16 protein-coding genes and 1 rRNA gene are annotated in these 16,920 nt (G+C 55.3%); 4 read left to right on the top strand and 13 right to left on the bottom strand.

What is annotated here, in order from left to right; translation table 11 throughout:
- Positions 1 to 179: 179 nt before the first annotated feature.
- The 10 genes from lexA to VKV29_RS07765 all read right to left on the bottom strand — a co-directional run bounded on the left by lexA (position 180) and on the right by VKV29_RS07765 (position 10,558).
- Positions 180 to 815 (bottom strand): transcriptional repressor LexA, encoded by a 636-nt coding sequence (gene lexA, locus VKV29_RS07810; RefSeq protein WP_324200748.1) that lies wholly within the window; start codon positions 813 to 815, stop codon positions 180 to 182.
- A gap of 175 nt (positions 816 to 990) precedes the next feature.
- Positions 991 to 1,317 (bottom strand): hypothetical protein, encoded by a 327-nt coding sequence (locus VKV29_RS07805; protein ID WP_324200747.1) that lies wholly within the window; start codon positions 1,315 to 1,317, stop codon positions 991 to 993.
- Between the two features lie 48 nt (positions 1,318 to 1,365).
- Complete coding sequence (locus VKV29_RS07800; protein ID WP_324200746.1) at positions 1,366 to 1,584, bottom strand: hypothetical protein; 219 nt, start codon at positions 1,582 to 1,584, stop codon at positions 1,366 to 1,368.
- A 92-nt stretch (positions 1,585 to 1,676) separates the two neighbouring features.
- On the bottom strand, positions 1,677 to 3,821 hold the full coding sequence (locus VKV29_RS07795) for a BatA domain-containing protein (RefSeq protein WP_324200745.1): 2,145 nt from the start codon (positions 3,819 to 3,821) through the stop codon (positions 1,677 to 1,679).
- On the bottom strand, positions 3,821 to 4,726 hold the full coding sequence (locus tag VKV29_RS07790; RefSeq protein WP_324200744.1) for a DUF58 domain-containing protein: 906 nt from the start codon (positions 4,724 to 4,726) through the stop codon (positions 3,821 to 3,823). The genes VKV29_RS07795 and VKV29_RS07790 overlap by 1 nt, the downstream gene beginning before the upstream one ends.
- Before the next feature lie 3 nt (positions 4,727 to 4,729).
- A complete protein-coding gene (locus VKV29_RS07785) occupies positions 4,730 to 5,758 on the bottom strand; it encodes a MoxR family ATPase (RefSeq protein ID WP_324200743.1) in 1,029 nt (342 codons plus the stop codon).
- A gap of 20 nt (positions 5,759 to 5,778) precedes the next feature.
- Positions 5,779 to 6,894: a prenyltransferase/squalene oxidase repeat-containing protein gene (locus VKV29_RS07780; protein WP_324200742.1), complete on the bottom strand. Its 1,116-nt coding sequence runs from the start codon at positions 6,892 to 6,894 to the stop codon at positions 5,779 to 5,781.
- A gap of 305 nt (positions 6,895 to 7,199) precedes the next feature.
- Positions 7,200 to 8,144 carry an LD-carboxypeptidase gene (locus tag VKV29_RS07775; protein WP_324200741.1) on the bottom strand — a complete coding sequence of 315 codons (945 nt, stop codon included), beginning with the start codon at positions 8,142 to 8,144 and terminating at the stop codon, positions 7,200 to 7,202.
- A 1-nt stretch (position 8,145) separates the two neighbouring features.
- Complete coding sequence (locus VKV29_RS07770; RefSeq protein WP_324200740.1) at positions 8,146 to 9,312, bottom strand: CofH family radical SAM protein; 1,167 nt, start codon at positions 9,310 to 9,312, stop codon at positions 8,146 to 8,148.
- 202 nt (positions 9,313 to 9,514) lie between these two features.
- Positions 9,515 to 10,558: a S1C family serine protease gene (locus VKV29_RS07765; protein WP_324200739.1), complete on the bottom strand. Its 1,044-nt coding sequence runs from the start codon at positions 10,556 to 10,558 to the stop codon at positions 9,515 to 9,517.
- A gap of 272 nt (positions 10,559 to 10,830) precedes the next feature.
- On the opposite strand from VKV29_RS07765, the gene VKV29_RS07760 reads away from it, so the two are divergent.
- Together VKV29_RS07760 and serS are read left to right on the top strand one after the other, a co-directional pair.
- Positions 10,831 to 12,099, top strand: coding sequence for a hypothetical protein (locus tag VKV29_RS07760; RefSeq protein ID WP_324200738.1), 1,269 nt, complete (start codon positions 10,831 to 10,833; stop codon positions 12,097 to 12,099).
- 45 nt (positions 12,100 to 12,144) lie between these two features.
- Positions 12,145 to 13,437 carry a serine--tRNA ligase gene (gene serS / locus VKV29_RS07755; RefSeq protein ID WP_324200737.1) on the top strand — a complete coding sequence of 431 codons (1,293 nt, stop codon included), beginning with the start codon at positions 12,145 to 12,147 and terminating at the stop codon, positions 13,435 to 13,437.
- An 83-nt stretch (positions 13,438 to 13,520) separates the two neighbouring features.
- On the opposite strand, the gene VKV29_RS07750 is transcribed toward serS, so the two are convergent.
- On the bottom strand, positions 13,521 to 13,754 hold the full coding sequence (locus VKV29_RS07750; protein ID WP_324200736.1) for a hypothetical protein: 234 nt from the start codon (positions 13,752 to 13,754) through the stop codon (positions 13,521 to 13,523).
- Positions 13,755 to 13,953: 199 nt separating this feature from the next.
- Complete coding sequence (locus VKV29_RS07745) at positions 13,954 to 14,979, bottom strand: hypothetical protein (protein WP_324200735.1); 1,026 nt, start codon at positions 14,977 to 14,979, stop codon at positions 13,954 to 13,956.
- Between the two features lie 340 nt (positions 14,980 to 15,319).
- On the opposite strand from VKV29_RS07745, the gene pth reads away from it, so the two are divergent.
- Positions 15,320 to 15,904 carry an aminoacyl-tRNA hydrolase gene (pth, locus tag VKV29_RS07740; RefSeq protein ID WP_324200734.1) on the top strand — a complete coding sequence of 195 codons (585 nt, stop codon included), beginning with the start codon at positions 15,320 to 15,322 and terminating at the stop codon, positions 15,902 to 15,904.
- A 483-nt stretch (positions 15,905 to 16,387) separates the two neighbouring features.
- On the opposite strand, the gene VKV29_RS07735 is transcribed toward pth, so the two are convergent.
- Positions 16,388 to 16,531, bottom strand: coding sequence for a hypothetical protein (locus VKV29_RS07735; protein WP_324200733.1), 144 nt, complete (start codon positions 16,529 to 16,531; stop codon positions 16,388 to 16,390).
- A gap of 253 nt (positions 16,532 to 16,784) precedes the next feature.
- Between VKV29_RS07735 and VKV29_RS07730 the strand changes: the two genes are divergently transcribed.
- Positions 16,785 to 16,920 (top strand): 16S ribosomal RNA (locus VKV29_RS07730); the annotation flags it as partial.

The raw sequence follows: 16,920 nt of genomic DNA, 5'->3' as shown, positions 1-16,920 counted from the left end.
ATCGGGCAAATAACGCATTAGGGCCAGGCCTGTCCTTTTGTGCAGGCCAAAACCCTTCTGTGGTTGATCAGAGGAAACCCAAAATAGGGGTAACCGAGCAGGTTACCCCTATATGGCCAACTTGCATAAGCAGGCGGTGCCTCTGACAGACGAACCGCGCGTCTACAAATGCAACCGCCTTAGAACCGTGGAGTGCCTTCGTAGTTACGGATGAGGCCTACAACCTTACCCATAATGCGGCTATCCTCGCGTTGAATGGGGATGGGAGGATAGGCCGGGTTCGCAGCGATGAGTTTAGCCCCTTGTGGGGTGAACTGTATCTGTTTTACGGTGGCCTCGTCTCCGAGCAGAACGGCCACGATATCGCCGTTATTGGCCGTGTTCTGCTCCTTCACGATGACGATGTCGCCATCGAGGATATGGGCATCTATCATCGAGTCGCCACGTACGCGGAGGGCGAAGAGATTGCCACTCGCCCTCAGGTTGGGTGGTACAGGCACATAGCCCTCAACGTTTTGGGTGGCCGTGATAGGTTGACCGGCTGCGATGGTACCCACCAGAGGCACAAGCGAAAACTCTCGATGGCGGGTAGAAGGGCCGGTATGCCCCACAACCGTAATGGAGCGTGAGGTGCTGAGGCGGGTTATCTTGCCTTTTCGCTGTAGGGCATCGAGGTGAACGGTGACCCCGCGCAGGCTGGAGATGTTAAAGGCGTTGCCGATCTCACGAATAGAGGGGGGGTAGCCTTTCTCTTCGATGTACTTGACGATAAAGTCCAAAATCTGTTGTTGTTTTTCCGTGAGGCCTTTTGCCATCGCCGGACCTCCTTTCGGTTAGAATATTACCGTGTAGGCGAATCTACTAGAAACCATTATACCACATTTTGTCAATCAGATTTTGGACACCTTCTGCATTTGCTGTGAACGGATGAAGAAATAGAGAAGCCCCTAACCGATTCGGTTAGGGGCTTGGTGCTGGTGGGCTGAGCCTTTAGCCGCGTGAGATGAGCCAGGGAAGCAGGTTGCCATAGCCTACGAACCGATAGCAGGCATCGTATGTGCTATTGGTTTGCGGGTCGTAATATCCAACGACTCGATACATGGAATCGTAGCCGACCTGCTTTCCGTCAACGCTCTGTTGGATGCGACCGCGATAACCGAATAGGGCGTCGGTGACGCTGGACGAGTTGTCGGGGGTGGACTGCATATAGCCCTGCACGCGAAACAGGGAGTCGTAGACGGTGCCCGAGCCGTCGTCATTCTCGTCGTTGTAGCCGAGAAGGCGCCAGGACTGGTCGTAGATAGGCTTTTTAGACATTTGCAAGTTCCTCCTATAGAGTGATCGAACAGGTACTGCAATAATCTACTACCAATGGAAAGACGAAAAGCGGAAAGGCATGGCTTCACCGATTTTGGATAATTTTTCGGTCTGACGTGTGAGCACTTCCTCCGCTTCCAACTGACAGAGGAAGAGGCGCTTACCGCGGTCGGCATCGCGCCGGTGACGCTGCGGCCTCTCGTAGATCAAATTGATGATGAGGTGGTCTATGGTGTTGTGAGGCCTGTCGGTGGTCTCCCGTCGCAACCTGCGTGCTTGCCTCTGGGTTTTCGCGATCAAATGCCCAGCACGAAGGACTATAGGCGATGTATTGGCGAATGCGGATTCGTCTTTAACAATTACCCTCTGCGGCCGAATTTCCAGGCAAGGAAGCTTTCTAAAAAGAGCAGAACGATGACGGCCTCCACCAGCAGACGCCAAATCTCGACCCCGTAGCGTGAACGGTTGACGGCCGTGCTTAGCTGCTCGGGGGTCGTTACAAAGGCTGCCCGTGCAAGAGGGTAGCCTATTTGGGATAGGGCCGCGTTGGGGGCCACATAGGTTAAATCCGATTCCTGTTCGGGGAGGGCGACCGCAAAGGCCTCATGGATGGAGCCGCCGGAAACCCGGTAGACCCCGGCCATCTGGGTATTGGAGTACTGCAGTTCGGCGCCTTCGGTGCCGAGAACAGGTGTGCGTGTATCTACGGTGCCGTCGGGGCGGGTAATGCGGATTTGGGAGTTTGCAGCCGAGAGCGGAAGAGGAAGCTGGAAAGGCATGTCCAGAGCAAGGTTATGCCGCACCTCCGCACTGGCACTGAGGGCAAGCAGCAGTTGATAGAGCAGGGGCACATAGCTGGCGGTGAGGGGTAGGTCGTTCCAGGAGGTGTCGGCGCTGCTTGCGGCCAGCATCACCTGGCCTCGACCCACCTGGCGCTGCACCAGGGCGGGTGAGCCATCGCCGAACCGAAGCACCACTTGAATGCTGCCGGGGTTACTTGAATCGTCAAGAGGGGTTAGCTGGCGATAGGCGGTGAAGCGGGCAAGACCGAGATTGATGTTGGAGGTGTCCTTAAAAAAGCCGAGCGGCGCATAGTTGCCAATAGAGCCTGGGTTGAGGGTTTGGGCGTTTTCGTAGGGAAAGCGAACGATTTTTCCCAAGGCGGCAGGCAGCAGACCGGCCTCCTTAAGCACCGCGTTTACCTCGTCGGTTTGGGTTGCCTCGCTAGGGAAGAGAAGAAGCCCTCCACCGGCACGTACATAATCGGCAAGAGCGTGGGCTTCATCGCCAGAGAGGTGCGTTAGGCCTGTAATGATGATGGCCTGGTAGTTGCTGAGGTTTTCGGTCTCTAGGCTTTCACCCTCAATATGTGTGGGCTGAAAGATATTGCCTCCGCCAACAGGTGCCAGTGCCGCGAGGGCATAGGTGGCGCTCTGCGGCTGCATCTCTTGTACAAGCACCCTGAGGTTCGCACGCGACTCCAGCACGAAAGAGGCAACGTTATCGAGAGGAAGATTATCGGCGTGTTCGGGATCGGCCAACTCAACATTTCCCACATGAATGCCTGCTTGCGGCAGGTAGGGGGTAAAGGTCACCAAAGATGAGGAGTGTGGGGCTAGATTCACTTTCGTCATCCCTGCCGGCTGACCGTCGAGACGGAGCACAATAGGCAGACTGTTGTAAGAGCGTGTGCCATAGTTGCTGATTTTTGCGGAGATACGGGCCGCTAAATGGGGCGTCACCAGTTCGCGCTCCAGTGGCTCCATATGCACGGCGAGGTTATCGCGCTGGGAGGCCGGGGCGCCGACCGATATCCATATAAGGCGCGCCTTGCTTCCGAGCTGTTTCCAAACGCCATGCGCCGATTCGGCTTGACTGCTTTTCCAGGCATCGGCCTGATCATCGCTGATCCAGTAGACCTCATGGTTGGGAAGAGGAGATTTTTTGAGGAGGGCCACTATCTGTTTGGCCGTTTCGAGGTAGTCGGTTCCGCGGGTAGAGAGCTTTGCGGCGTTGAGGCGGGCATAGGCGAGGCGTAGGTCGTAGGTTGGAGAGCCGATAAGCGCCGTGGGATGATCATTAGCAAGGAGAAGGCTAACGGCGTCGCCGGGGCGAAGCACGTGGGTAAGGATGGTTTTGGCTTGCTGCACGGCTCTCTCCCAGGCTGTGTTTTGGTTAGGCACGCGCTGTGCCATGCTAAACGAGTTATCTACGACGACGATGGCGTAGACATGGGCATTCTGACCGAGCACAGATAGTCCGACGGCCCTAAGCACCGGCCGGGCAAAAGCGAGCACGGCCAAGAGAACGATGAGGAGACGCAGGGCTAACAGAATCAGCTCCTCGATGCGAAGGCGGCGTCGGAGCTTACGTTGTGAGTGGCGTAGAAACTCCATGGCGGCCCATCTCACGACATGAAGGCGACGCCGTCGAATGAGATGGATGAGGATGGGAATACCCAGCAGCGTTAAGGCGCCGAGAAAAGCAGGTGCCAAGAAAGACATCAGCGTGTCTGACCCATCCGTTCGGCGAGATAGTGCGAGAGAGCGATGTCTACCGGTTGGTCGGTAACCAGTTGCACGTAGTCCATATCTAGCTCACGACATCCGCGTCGCAGAGTCTCCACATAGGCTTGAAAGGTGCGTAGATACTCCTGGCGAAGCGCGTTTGGCTCGATCAGCAGGGGGTCTTCGCCTTCCATGCCCTCGAAACGGCTTGTTTCGCGGAAGGGGAACGTTAGTTCATCACGATCGAGGATGTGGAAAAGGATGGCCTCATGTTTTCTGTGACGGAAGTGCTGAAGCCCCCGCAGGATATCGGCGGGATTTGTGAAGAGATCGCTGAAGACGATGAGAAGGCTGCGACGCCTCACCCGTTCTGCGAGATCGTGGAAAGTATCGGCGATGCCGGTTTTGGGAGCGCTCTCTTTGCGTTCTAGGGTCTCCAGTAGTAGGCGCATGTGCGAGGAGGTAGAGGCTGGGGGGATGAATTGACGTACGCCATCGTCGCAGAGCGCGAGACCAACGGCATCGCGTTGTCGCATAAGGAGGACGGCCAGTGCGGCAGCGCAAACCGTGGCATATTCGCGTTTAGACAGAGCAGAGCGAAGGCCTTTGTAGTTCATGCTTTCGCTGGTGTCGAGGACTAGAATGGCTTTGAGGTTGGTCTCTTCTTCAAACTGCTTAATGTGGTATCGGTCGGAACGGGCGTAGACCTTCCAATCTATGTGGCGTATCTCATCGCCGGGAACGTAGTCTCGATGTTGAGCGAACTCTACACTGCTGCCCCGATGCGGGCTTTTATGCATACCGGAGATAACTCCCTCCACAACGGCACGGGCACGTAGCTCCAGGCGTGTGATGCGCGCCAGCGTTTGAGGGTCGGCAAGCGTACGCGGATGGGTAGCCATCTGTTATTTATCCGGATCGGTGGGTCGGGGGATACGCTCCAGCAGTTTTTGAACGATGGTATCGGCGGAGATGCCTTCGGCCTCCGCATTGAAGTTGGTCACGATGCGATGGCGCAGCACAGGCAGCGCCACGGAGGCCACATCGCCGGTGGTGACGTAGGGGCGTCCGTAGAGGGCGGCACGCGCTTTGGCGCCGAGGATGAGATATTGTGAGGCGCGAGGGCCGGCGCCCCAGCTCACACACTCACGCACGATGTCGAGCGCCTCCGGCTCGGTGGGTCGGGTGGCACGGGCAAGCGCTACGGCATAGCGGAACACGTGCTCCCCCACAGGAATACGCCGCACGATGTCTTGAAGCTTCAGGATGTCTTCCCCGGTGAGAACGGGCTTCAATTCAACCTGCTGGCCGCCCGTTGTGGCTTTCATGATGGCCACCTCCTCTTCCGGTGAAGGGTAGGTCACCACGATCATAAACATGAAGCGGTCGAGCTGTGCTTCGGGCAGCGGGTAGGTTCCCTCTTGCTCGATGGGGTTTTGGGTGGCGAGCACGAAAAAGGGTTCGGCCATGGGATAGGGGTGTCCCCCCACGGTGACGCGATGTTCCTGCATGGCTTCGAGCAGTGCCGCCTGGGTTTTCGGCGGAGTACGGTTGATCTCATCGGCAAGGATCATGTTGGCAAAGATGGGGCCACGCAGGAAAACGAACTTCCGTTCTCGTGTGATGGGGTCTTCTTGAATGACCTCGGTGCCGGTGATGTCGGCGGGCATGAGGTCTGGAGTGAACTGGATGCGTTTGTAGGTTAAAGAGAGCACTCGGCTTAGGGTACTAACAAGAAGCGTTTTGGCAAGGCCGGGCACTCCCACGAGAATGCAGTGGCCGCGAGCGAAGATGGCCATAAGCAGCTCCTCGATAACGGTATCTTGGCCTATCACCACACGGGCAATTTCGGCACGCATCGTATCGAAGGCTTCACGCAGCTGCTTCAGTCTTTCCAGGTCGTCTTGTGTTGTTTGTGATGAGGTTACTGTCATCGAGTCGAATTGGGTTCCTTTCAAGAATTGGGATGAAGGCAATAGGCGAGTGCGATCAATGTATAGCTGGTAACAAGGGCAGGCTGGTTTTCCCAAAAACGCGCATTGGTGTTGAACCAGGAGCCATCCGGATGCTGAAGCCGGATAAGCTGCCGGATAAGGTCTTTTTGCCAATAGTGCGGTTTGCCGTGGGTATCAACAACATATTTTTGGCCGTATACGGCGAGGGTTTTAGCCATGGTGTGATAGTAGTAGTAGAGGGCAGCGGTGCCCATGCCCGGGTTGGTGGTAACGGAGTAGTGGGCGCGAATCCAGTTCCAGGCCGCTTGAGCGCGAGGGTCTTGTCGTGAGACATTACAGTAGATGTAGCTCTTGAGGCCTTCGTAGGTCATGGAGCCGTAGGAGGTGCGGTAGCCTTGAGGCGATTTCGAGCCACCTAGCGGGTCGTAGACGAAACCGCCGTCGTTGGGACCCGTTTTAGCCCAGGCCTGGTCGTTAGACTCTTTGCGGTTTTGCACGCGCTGCAGAAAGATGATGGCCCGTTTCCAGACCGGCGCATCGGCGGGCACGCCGGTATCTTTAAGGGCTTCGAGAGCGGTGGCAAGGTTGGAGAGGTCGGGGTGATCATCCGGGTCGGACCCGTAGCCGATGCCGCCGTAGAAGGGGTTGGAGGGCTTCATACCGTCGGTAGCGCCGAACTGAGAGTCCTCAAGAAACTTCTGCGCTTTGGCAATGATGGGTTTATAGGCAGGGTTGTGGGTGAGATAGAGAGCCATCATGCTAAGGCTGGTGTTGTAGTTGGGCAAGGCAAGATTGGGATCGCGGTCGTCATAGATGCCACCGTTAGGTTTCACCAGATGAAGAAGATAGTGTATTCCACGCGCGACGGCGGGGTCGTTTAGCTCGTTATGGCCGTTGCGCAGGAGGGCGGCCAGTGCCAGGGCGGTGGTGCCGGGATAGTGGCTCCAGGAGCCGTCTTTTTCCTGTACCCTATGCAGATAGCCGATGCCTTTTTGCACGGCCTTCTGTGCCTGTATGATCAGCGGGTCTGGCGCGGCGGCAGCGGCTCGGCAGCCTGCTGCAGAGAACGCCAGAAGCACCATGCAAACACCCACCTTATAGAATAAGCGTCTCATCGCTCTTGTCTTCTCCTCAACAAAAACTTTTTAGTCTGGATGCACCTGTATGTTCTCATTATATTCCATTAGATACTCCGAAACTCCTGTAAGTTACGCCCCGTTGGTAGAATGTTTGGGCTTTTGCTGTGGGGGTTAGGGGGAGTGGCTATTGGCGTCGGGATGTAGGGGCAACCCTAGTGGTTGCCCACTTGTGGCTACCCCATTAGGATTGTCCTATTTGGGCAGGCACAAGGCCTGCCCCTACAGATTGTGGATTGTGGGCACCCACCAAAGAAACCGCTAGGAAGGAGTTAGGACGTTGTTCAAACGACCGACGGCTCTAATATCGTTAGCGTTTTGGCGTCGGCATCGAGTTGTGCTCGCGTGCCTAAGGGCAGCGTAAGGGGGTTCGGCTCGTGTCCGAAGGGAAAACCCACTATCGTCGGCTTGCCTAAAGGCAACAGCAGGTCTTCCCATAGAGAATAGAGTTGGTTTGACGAATCTTCCTGTTCGTGCTTCCGCCATCCGGTGACCGTACCCACGATAAAACCTGCCGCTTCCTGTAGAATTCCCGCATTGAGCAGTTGGGTGAGGTAGCGGTCTACACGATAGACCGGCTCGTTCACATCCTCGATCAGCACCAGTTTCCCACAAAAATCGGGTTGGAAGCGCGAACCGCAAGCGTGTGCTAAGAGGCTAAGACAGCCTCCGGCAAGAGGCCCTTCCGACACTCCACCTACTAACGTCTCGATGGTTTGCGGTGATGCCGGCAGAGTACCGAACGGTTGAGGTTCTTCGAGCATCTTCCAAAAACAATTTAGCGCCACCTCGGATTTAGCACCATCCAGACGAATGAGGCTGGTGGCGTTGGGAGAATAAAAGGTGATCCAATCGGTGTAGTGAGAGATAGCGAGGTGCAGTGCGGTGATGTCAGAGTAGCCCGTTACGATTTTGGGAGGGCCGTCGAAAAGCTCTGGAGTTAGTTTGGGGTAGAGCCTTTGGACGCCGTACCCGCCACGAGCGCAAAATATGGCGGCAATTTCGGGACGGCGAAGAAAGCTCTGGAGGTCGGAAAACCGCTCCTCGTCTGTTCCGGCCAGGTAGTTGTTGGTTGGATGTTGGACCAGCACATGGTCTCCCAGCACAACCTTGTAGCCACGCTGTTCGATAAAGGACTTGGCCTGAAACAACTCTTCACTGGGTACCGGGCCAGAGGGTGCGATAATGCCTATTTGATCGCCGGCACGCAGACGAGGGGGCGGTCGCATCTTACCCAACAACCGGCAACGGAACGAAATGGCGCTGTGGCTGAGGCTCTTCCGGCGGAGCAGTGACCTCTCGGTAGAGACTATCGCGCTCCACAGGGATACGGCCGGCCTCCTCGATAAGGCGTATCATCTGGCGCCTTGTGAGAACCTGTCGCTTATTGCCATGCTCTCCATCTTTATAGGTTATCTCGTACTCATGCACGGTGCCGTCCACGTCATCGGCCCCATACCAGAGGGCCACCTGGGTAACCTGAGGCGTGTTCATGATCCAGAAGGATTTGATGTGCGCGAAGTTATCCAACATAAGGCGGGCGACGGCAATGGTACGCAGATCGTCTTCGCCGGTGGAGTGAGGGAGATCGGCAAGTTCGGTGCCTTCGGGATGGAACGCCAAGGGGGTCATGGTAACAAAATGGCGCGTTTCGTCTTGAAGTTCCCGCAGGCGCACAAGATGCTCTACGCACTCCTCCAATGTCTCGATATGTCCATACAACATCGTGGCGTATTGGGTTAGCCCCACTTTTGCCACCGTGCGCGCCACCTCCATCCATTCCTCACCATCAATCTTGCGGTCGAACAGCTCTCGGTGAACTCGCTCGGAGAGTATTTCAATTCCCCCTCCGGGCAGAGAATCAAGCCCCGCAGCCATCAATTCGCGCAGCACTTCTTCCAAGGGCTTCTGAGCTTGCCGCTGAATCTCCACCAACTCCACCATTGTGAACGCTTTGATATGAACGTTGGGGCGCACCTCCTTAACGACTCGGAGCAGGTCAAGATAGTACTGGTAAGGTAATCGTGGATTGATGCCGCCCACCATGTGAACCTCGGTGATGGGCACATCTATGTGCATGAGCAGTCGCCGCCGCACCTCTTCTAAACTCAACTCGTAAGGTTCCGGCCCGCCTTTTTTAGCATAAAACGAACAGAATTTGCAAAATTTATTGCAAATGTTGGTATAATTGATGTGCTGATTACGGACATAATAGGCCTTCTGGCCATGTAGGCGCTCTCGGACAATGTTGGCCAAATAGCCAACCGCCGTCAAATCCGGATGTTGAATGAGGCGCACACCGTCGTCATAGGTTAATCGCTCGCCGGCGATGACCTTTTCATAGATATCCATAAGTTCACGCCCAACGAGGCGTTCTGCTAGACGCACATGGCTCATCTTGTTCGTTTTCCCTCTCATGCATTATACCTTGCCGGCTTTCATCGTGCTTTTAAACATAAAAAGCAACCTATCTTTTTACGCCTGGGCTTAGGTCGTTGCTGCTGTTCGGCAGTTCAAAGAGGGGAGTGGAAAGTCTGGTATGTGGTTGCTAAGTGAGGATGGGGTGAGCCAACGGCTCACCCCACTACCGGCTTCGGCCCTATCTTCTCTCGGGCAACTCGACCGGCACTACCGTTAGCGTAAGAGGCTCGAGCAGACGCCCCTGACGCCGGAGGATGTGTAGGGCAACCTCTTTGCCGATACGCTCTCCGGTGAGCTGGCGTAGCAGATCGTCTGCACACCCGATGGGCTTCTCGTCGAAGCCGACGATCACGTCGCCGGCGCGAAGTCCGGCACGTTCGGCCGGGCTGCCGGCCTCTACGGCCTGCACGAGAACCCCGTGGTTGTGGGCTAACTCGAGCTGTCGTACCACCACGCGCGGCAACTCCACTGTAAGCCCCGCGACCCCGATGTAGCTGCGGCGAACACGCCCTTCTTGAATGAGCTTGGCGGCCACCCACTTCGCCGTATCCATGGCAATAGCAAAGCAAAGCCCCTGAGCAGGCAAGATCGTCGCCGTGTTCACCCCGATGACCTCTCCGCGTGAGTTTACCAAGGGGCCTCCGGAGTTGCCTGGGTTCAGGGCGGCATCGGTCTGAATGATATTGTCAATCATCCGCCCGCCTATGCCTCTTAGGGAACGCCCTAGCGCACTGATCACTCCGGCGGTTACCGTCCACTGAAAACCGTAGGGGTTTCCTATGGCTACCACGAGTTGCCCGACACGCAGTTTGCTGCTTTCGCCTAGTCGCGCCGGTTGCAGGTCGGGCGCGTGTATGCGCACAACGGCCAAATCCGTCGCCGGGTCGTCTCCAATGAGATCGGCCGTGAAACGGCGACCATCCGTCAGCGTCACATCCACCCGACGGGCGCCATGCACCACGTGACTATTGGTAAGTATGTAGCCGTCTGGAGTGAAAATAAATCCCGATCCGCTGCCACGCCCTTGCCGTCCACGCTCTATTGTCTCAACTTCGATACAGACGACCGATGGACCCACCGTTTCCGCGGCATGTATCACCGCCTGCGAGTAGGCATCGAGTGCCTCTGTCTCTGAAACAGGCGCTTCTCTCTGGGCTTGGCTAAATTCATCCCGACCTGGCTGCGCCCCATTTAAGGAAATAACCTCAAACTGCTTATCCATTCTTTCTGTTCTTGCCTCCAGACTGTTATCTCTATTTCGATCTAGTTATTTAAGCGCCTCTTTAGTTTCAATTGCCCCCTATGCTTTCGACTAGGATAGCCCAACTAACCATGGGGTGCTATATGCCGGAACGGTATGTGCCTGTAGGCCTGAGTGCGGATGGGTAGACATGAGAGAAAGTTTTAGGCCGTCTTCCCGCTGTGAAAAGGTATAATGCATAGCACCTAGTTTTGGATATATTTCGAACAGCTCGGTTCCTAAAGGAGAAACGTATGTGCTGCAAGCAACGGTGCCTCCTCTTTTTCACCTTATTCGCCATAACAGCTCTGCTTAAACCGGTGTGGGCTGAATATCGCCAGGAGTATCCGCTGCCGACCCCCTCTATTCCGGACTCTTTAGGGGTTAACATCCACTTCACCGATCCGGCACCAAATCGCCTTGACCTTCTCGCTGCTGGCGGTTTTAAATGGATCCGCATGGATTTCAGTTGGTCTGACACGGAGCGCGAGCGAGGGGTCTACAACTTTTCCGATTACGACCGCCTTATGGAGGGGCTACGGCGATATCACATTCGTGCTCTCTTCATCCTGGACTACGGTAACGACCTCTATCAGCATGGAGCCCCCACCACGCCCGAAGCACGAGCGGCTTTCTGCAAGTGGGTCGCCGCGGCTGTTACGCACTTCCGGCATCAGGGCATTCTCTGGGAGATGTGGAACGAACCCAACATCGGCTTTTGGCAGCCCCACCCCGATGTAAACCAGTATGCCGATCTCGCCCTGGCCGTGGGCCAAACCATCCGACGTGTTGCGCCGGATGAGTGGTATATTGGCCCCGGTATGTCCGGCATGGACTTTGGTTTTCTCGAGGGCTGCTTCAAGCGGGGCCTGCTGCAATATTGGGATGCCGTCTCGTTTCATCCTTATCGCGATAGTGCACCGGAAACGGCTGCGCCCGATTTTGAACGGGTGCGCCAACTGATCCGGCAGTATGCTCCGCCGGGCAAATCGGTGCCGATATTGGCAAGCGAATGGGGCTATTCAGAGCTGTATCAAGGGCTTGATCTCGAAAAACAGAGCCGCTACATCGTTCGCGAGTTTCTTTCTAACATCGCTAATGGCCTTTTGCTCACCATTTGGTACGATTGGCACGATGATGGCCTCGACCCTCACAACGCCGAACACCATTTCGGCACGGTCTTTAATAACTATCAGCCTAAGTCTACCTATCTCGCAGCGCAAACGCTGGCCCACACACTCGATGGCTTTGTTTTTCGTAAACGCCTCGACCTGGGGTCGCCCAACGACTATTGTCTTCTCTTTGCTCGAGGTAACGAGGTGCGCTTGGCCGTGTGGACTACTGAGGCGCTGCCCCATCCGGTGCGGATTCCCCAGCTTAGCGGTAAGGTGGTGGTGATCGGGCTGACGGGTGCGCGCTTTGTGATGACGGCAGAAGGGAACGGACTTCACTTTTACCTCACGAACGAACCTCAATATCTTGTGCCTACCCACAACACCGAGCAGAATTTCGGTGCGGAGTGAGGAGGTATTCTGTCACGATAGGCCTGGAGGGAGAAAACAGAAGGGATGCTAGATATTCGGCTTATCCGCGAGCAACCGGAAAAGGTAATCGCCGGACTAGGGCGCATGGGGGTGCCTCGGGAGGAGATCGAGGCCATTCGAGCGCTTGACGCTCAAGTACGTGCTCTGAAAACGGAGGTTGAGCAAAAGCGCCATGAGCTTAACGCAGCCTCCAAAGCCCTTGGGCGTCTTAGCCCGGAGGAGCGTGAACAGAGGCGTGCTGAACTGCGCCAACTTGGCGATGCCATTGAGGCTCTCGACGCTCAAAGGGAGGAGCTAGAGCGCCAGTTGCATCAGCGAATGCTCCTTCTGCCCAATATCCCCGATGAGCGGGTACCCGATGGAACCGGCGAGGAGGATAACGTGATCGTACGCACATGGGGTACTCCTCGTACCTTCCCCTTTCCTCCGAAACCGCACTGGGAGATAGGCACACAACTCGGCATTCTTGATATCGAACGTGGCATTAAAATCAGCGGCTCGCGCTTCTACGTGCTTCGGGGGGCCGGTGCTGCCCTGCAGAGAGCGCTCATCACCTTTATGCTCGATCTCCATATTTATCAGCATAAGCATTTGGAGGTCTACCCGCCTTTTATGGTGAAACAGGAGTGCCTGATCGGAACAGGCCAGCTTCCCAAATTTGCCGATAACCTCTATCATGACGCGGAAGAGGACTACTGGTTCGTTCCTACGGCCGAGGTGCCTGTTACCAATCTCCATCGAGATGAGATATTGGAGGCCTCACAACTTCCCCTGCGCTATGTGGCCTACACCCCCTGTTTTCGCCGAGAGAAGATGTCGGCAGGTCGGGATGTGCGTGGCATCAAGCGTGGCCATCAGTTCGACAAGGTGGAGATGGTGCGCTTTTGCGCCCCCGAAGACTCCGACGCCGAGCTGGAGAGAATGTTGCAGGAGGCCGAAGAGGTCTGCCAAAAGCTTGAGTTGCCCTATCGGGTTGTGTTAGTTTGTACGGGCGAAAAGGGCGAGTTTAACGCTATCCAGTACGATATTGAGGTTTACGCTCCGGCCAGCAAGGGGGAGGAGGGCGGAGAGTGGCTTGAAGTCTCCTCATGTTCCAATTTTCGCGATTTTCAGGCGCGTCGTGCCAATATCCGCTACCGTCCTGCACCGGGCGCGAAACCGGAGTTTGTGCATACCCTCAACGGCTCCGGGCTGGCACTTCCTCGCGTGATGATTGCCATTCTGGAGAACTATCAGAATGAGGATGGCAGTGTGACCATTCCTACCGTTCTGCGCCCCTATCTTCACGGTCTCGAAAAGATCGAGGCCAGTTCCTAGTTCCTCCTGTCGGCTTATCTGCGGAAGCCGGTTTTGTTTGCCTCTATTCCTCCTTTCGTCTTGCAGACAGCAACGCAGCGGTCTTAGCAGACGGCGAAGCAGCGGCCAGTGAGATAGGCGATGAAGGGAATAAGACAGGCCGCTGAGGTGGTCAGCCCTCCCTCTGTAGGGGGAGGGGCGGGGGGGGTGGGGGCTTGTAGGCGTCGGCCTTGAAGAGCCGGTGATACGCCCGTCATTTCGAGCCGAAGGCGAGAAATCTTAAGTTTCAATGCCCACCAGTTCTGAGGGGGATAGGGTGGGGTTCCAGAGACTGACACTCCCACGGTTCTAAAGGTAGTTTACAAAACAAGGCGACTTTGCTCGCCCCCTATCCCGCCCTTTCCCCCGATTCGGGAGAAAGGGGGCTAGGGAGCAGGTTTTTCAAAGCAGAGGTTATCACAAGGAAACCGAGAGTAAGCTCTTTGGCCTTGCCTCTCTCTAACTAGAGGATGGGCTGCAGCAACAGGCAGAGGTCGCTTATTTCGATTGAGGGCTTTGCAGATCGGGTTTTTCGAGGGTAAGTGCCGGGACGGCTTTGGGAAAGTTGCTAAAATCAATTCGCCAGGTTCCGTTCACTTTGCGGAGTTTCAGCAAGAAAGGGCCCATGTGGCTTTCTGGGTCTTTGTCGTTTGGCAGGAGCGTCCACATCAGTAAATTGCGCATTTTGACGGTGTCCGAAGGGCTATCGAAAAGATGTTTCTGAATGTCCTCGAAGAAGATTTGGTGACCCAACTGTTCGAGAAAATTGTGCATACCTGGGGTCGGATAGAGGCCCGGAAAACCATTACCCATGCTATTTTCGCCAGAGACAATGGCGGATTGCAGCTGATCTTCCAGACCTTCAAAGAGCTTATCCAGCGCAAGAAAGATGTAAATCCGCGTGAAATTGTCGGTGTAGATAGGAACCTCCGCGCCATCGCTCAAGAGATGGGCTTGACCTATTCGCACCGTATTGAAGCGACGGTAGATTAAGTCAAAGATGTATGGGGTTGTAATCGTTGCTATATCGAGTTGAGATGTGTCTCGAAACGGATTAACATAAAGTGCGAATATCTCCATAAGGTCTTTTGTGGCTTGCGACTGAAATAGCTCTTCTCGGCGGTAAATGAAGTTATCTACAAAGCTGGCGGAGTCAGGGTAGGCGATTTCATCGCTGGGTGGCAGAAGGGAAAGATTATAGACCGTGCCCATATCCTGTTGGGCCAGAGCGGTCATGAACTGTTTGACCGTGCTCTCGGCCGCCTTTTGATCGGTTTCTACCTGGCTTCGCCACCGGAGATAGCCGTCAACCCCGAACAGTGAGATGCCAATAAGCACAAGGACGAACCCTATGCCTATTAGGGTGTGGAGGCGTGGAACCGAGGAGGAGGCTATGGGGGTGACACCTGGCGGAGGCATATTGAGTTGAACGGTGGGATGAGACGGCAACGGGTGATGGCAGTTTGGGCAGTGCGTGTAGATATCCTCTTCGACAAGCCTTTTGCAATTTGGGCAGTTGATCATCCTGTGGCTCCTTAGCGCGTCTGGAAACTGCTTCTCTGCTATAAGAATAGCAAAATGGGGCAACAAATCGGAAAGTGTGTTTGGGCTAGAGAAGCATATCGCCGAGTTTCGTTTCTTAAACGAAGCTTAATGTACAAGGAGTTAGAATTACTTGGGAATGCGCTGAGGGTTCCTTTGGGGAAATGGCAGCGACTTCTCTTCTAAGCTAGGTCCTCCTGTCAATGACCCTGCAATGGGGCAGGGTTGGCTCGTGCTCCGCAAGCACCTTCGGAGCACGAGCCTATTTTTCTAGGAGCGGGTTTCTGCGGTAGAATGGCAAGTGCAAGGAGAGATTGGCCCTGTGAAACTCATCGTTGGGTTAGGTAATCCGGGACGAGAGTATGCCGGAACCCGTCATAATGTGGGGTTTGAAGTGGTGACGCTTTTAAGCCGGCGCCACAACATTCCGCTGGGCGAACGTGGCTTTCGTGCGCTTTATGGTAGAGGAACCATAGCAGGGCAGCCGGTATGTCTTTTTTTGCCGATGACCTATATGAATCTTTCGGGCGAGGCGGTAGGGGCTGTAAGTCGTTTTTATCGGATTCCTCCTGAGGAGATGATCGTGATTTTAGACGACGTGAATCTACCGGTGGGGCAGATTCGATTGCGAACGCAGGGAAGTTCGGGGGGGCAGAAGGGCTTAGAGAGCATTTTGCAGCAACTCGGCACCGAGGCGGTACCGCGGGTAAGAGTGGGGATAGGTAGACCCTCCAACGGCGATGTGGTCTCCTATGTGTTGTCGCGTTTCAAGAAGGAGGAGGAGCCACTCATTCAGGAAGCGATAGAGAGGGCGGCGGATGCGGTAGAGGACGTTTTGAGAGAGGGATGGAACGTTGCGATGAGCCGATACAACCGTCCAAGGGTTACACCGGAGGCGCGATCATAGCCGCGTCGGTAACGTCCAGTTCTACCCATGTTGCGTCAACGCCCAAGCGCTGGCCTTTTCCACCACCGGCAGGTGTCATAGAAAACGCGGGCAGAAACTGCCGCCTTTAGGCGTGCGCGGTAATATTGGCGTAGACGGCTCCTCCTATCCGGCCTTCTCTGCTCCAAACTCTTTACGCAACGGAAGATACCCCAACACTGCATCCAAAGTAATCATTCTGTTAACCAACGTCCAAGACCGGTAATTCGTCAGGAGGCCGAGAAAGTTTAGCTCTATCAAAACCAGGAAGCCCAAACCCAAGGAACCGGAATCTTCTATTGTGGTATAATTTAAAATGCTGTTTCGTTGTTTCTTGCCATTTGTGATGTCTCCTTTGGATGAGGTCGCCGTGATTTAAGCTGTCAATGGCGACCTTTTTTTTCGCCATCAAGGCCGACGCCCTTCCCCCTCATTGCTCCCTCCTGGTCGCAACCCTTCCAGAACCTACTCCGCTTCCTCAGAAAAGCCCTCACCTAGACGGTTCCCCATGAGTCCATTGCTGCTGTACTGCGGCAGATGTGTGCCGTTGGCTAACTCCCAAGCCCGATAACGCGCCACAAAATACCGATGTGCCCGCTTCTCCTCCATCCCCCCTTGCTGTAAAAAATTTTTGGCTCTGCTCTTGACAATGCGAAGGCCTATGGCGTATAATACGCTTTGCCTTCGGATGGAGAGCTTCAAAGGAAGCGCGAAGGCTAAAGCTCTTTGACAATCGCGTGATGACGTTTTGTGTGGGCTCTGTGGAGTTCACAACGTTTTGCGTGCCACATAAATCGAGCAGGGATCTATACTACCAAACAAGTCTGCGAGCCGCCTTTTAGGCGGTTGAGCATACCGGTTTTTAACGGAGAGTTTGATCCTGGCTCAGGACGAACGCTAGCGGCGTGCCTAAGAAATGCAAGTCGAGCGGGAGGCACCTCGCAAGGGGTGTCTCTAGCGGCGAACGGTCGCGTAACGCGTAGGCAACCTGCCCTTCA

Origin of the sequence: Chthonomonas sp. (assembly GCF_035294165.1) — a bacterium.
In the GTDB taxonomy this organism is placed as follows: domain Bacteria; phylum Armatimonadota; class Chthonomonadetes; order Chthonomonadales; family Chthonomonadaceae; genus Chthonomonas.
The sequence above is the reverse complement of the archived record's forward strand: the minus strand, read 5'-3'. Positions and strand labels throughout refer to the sequence as shown.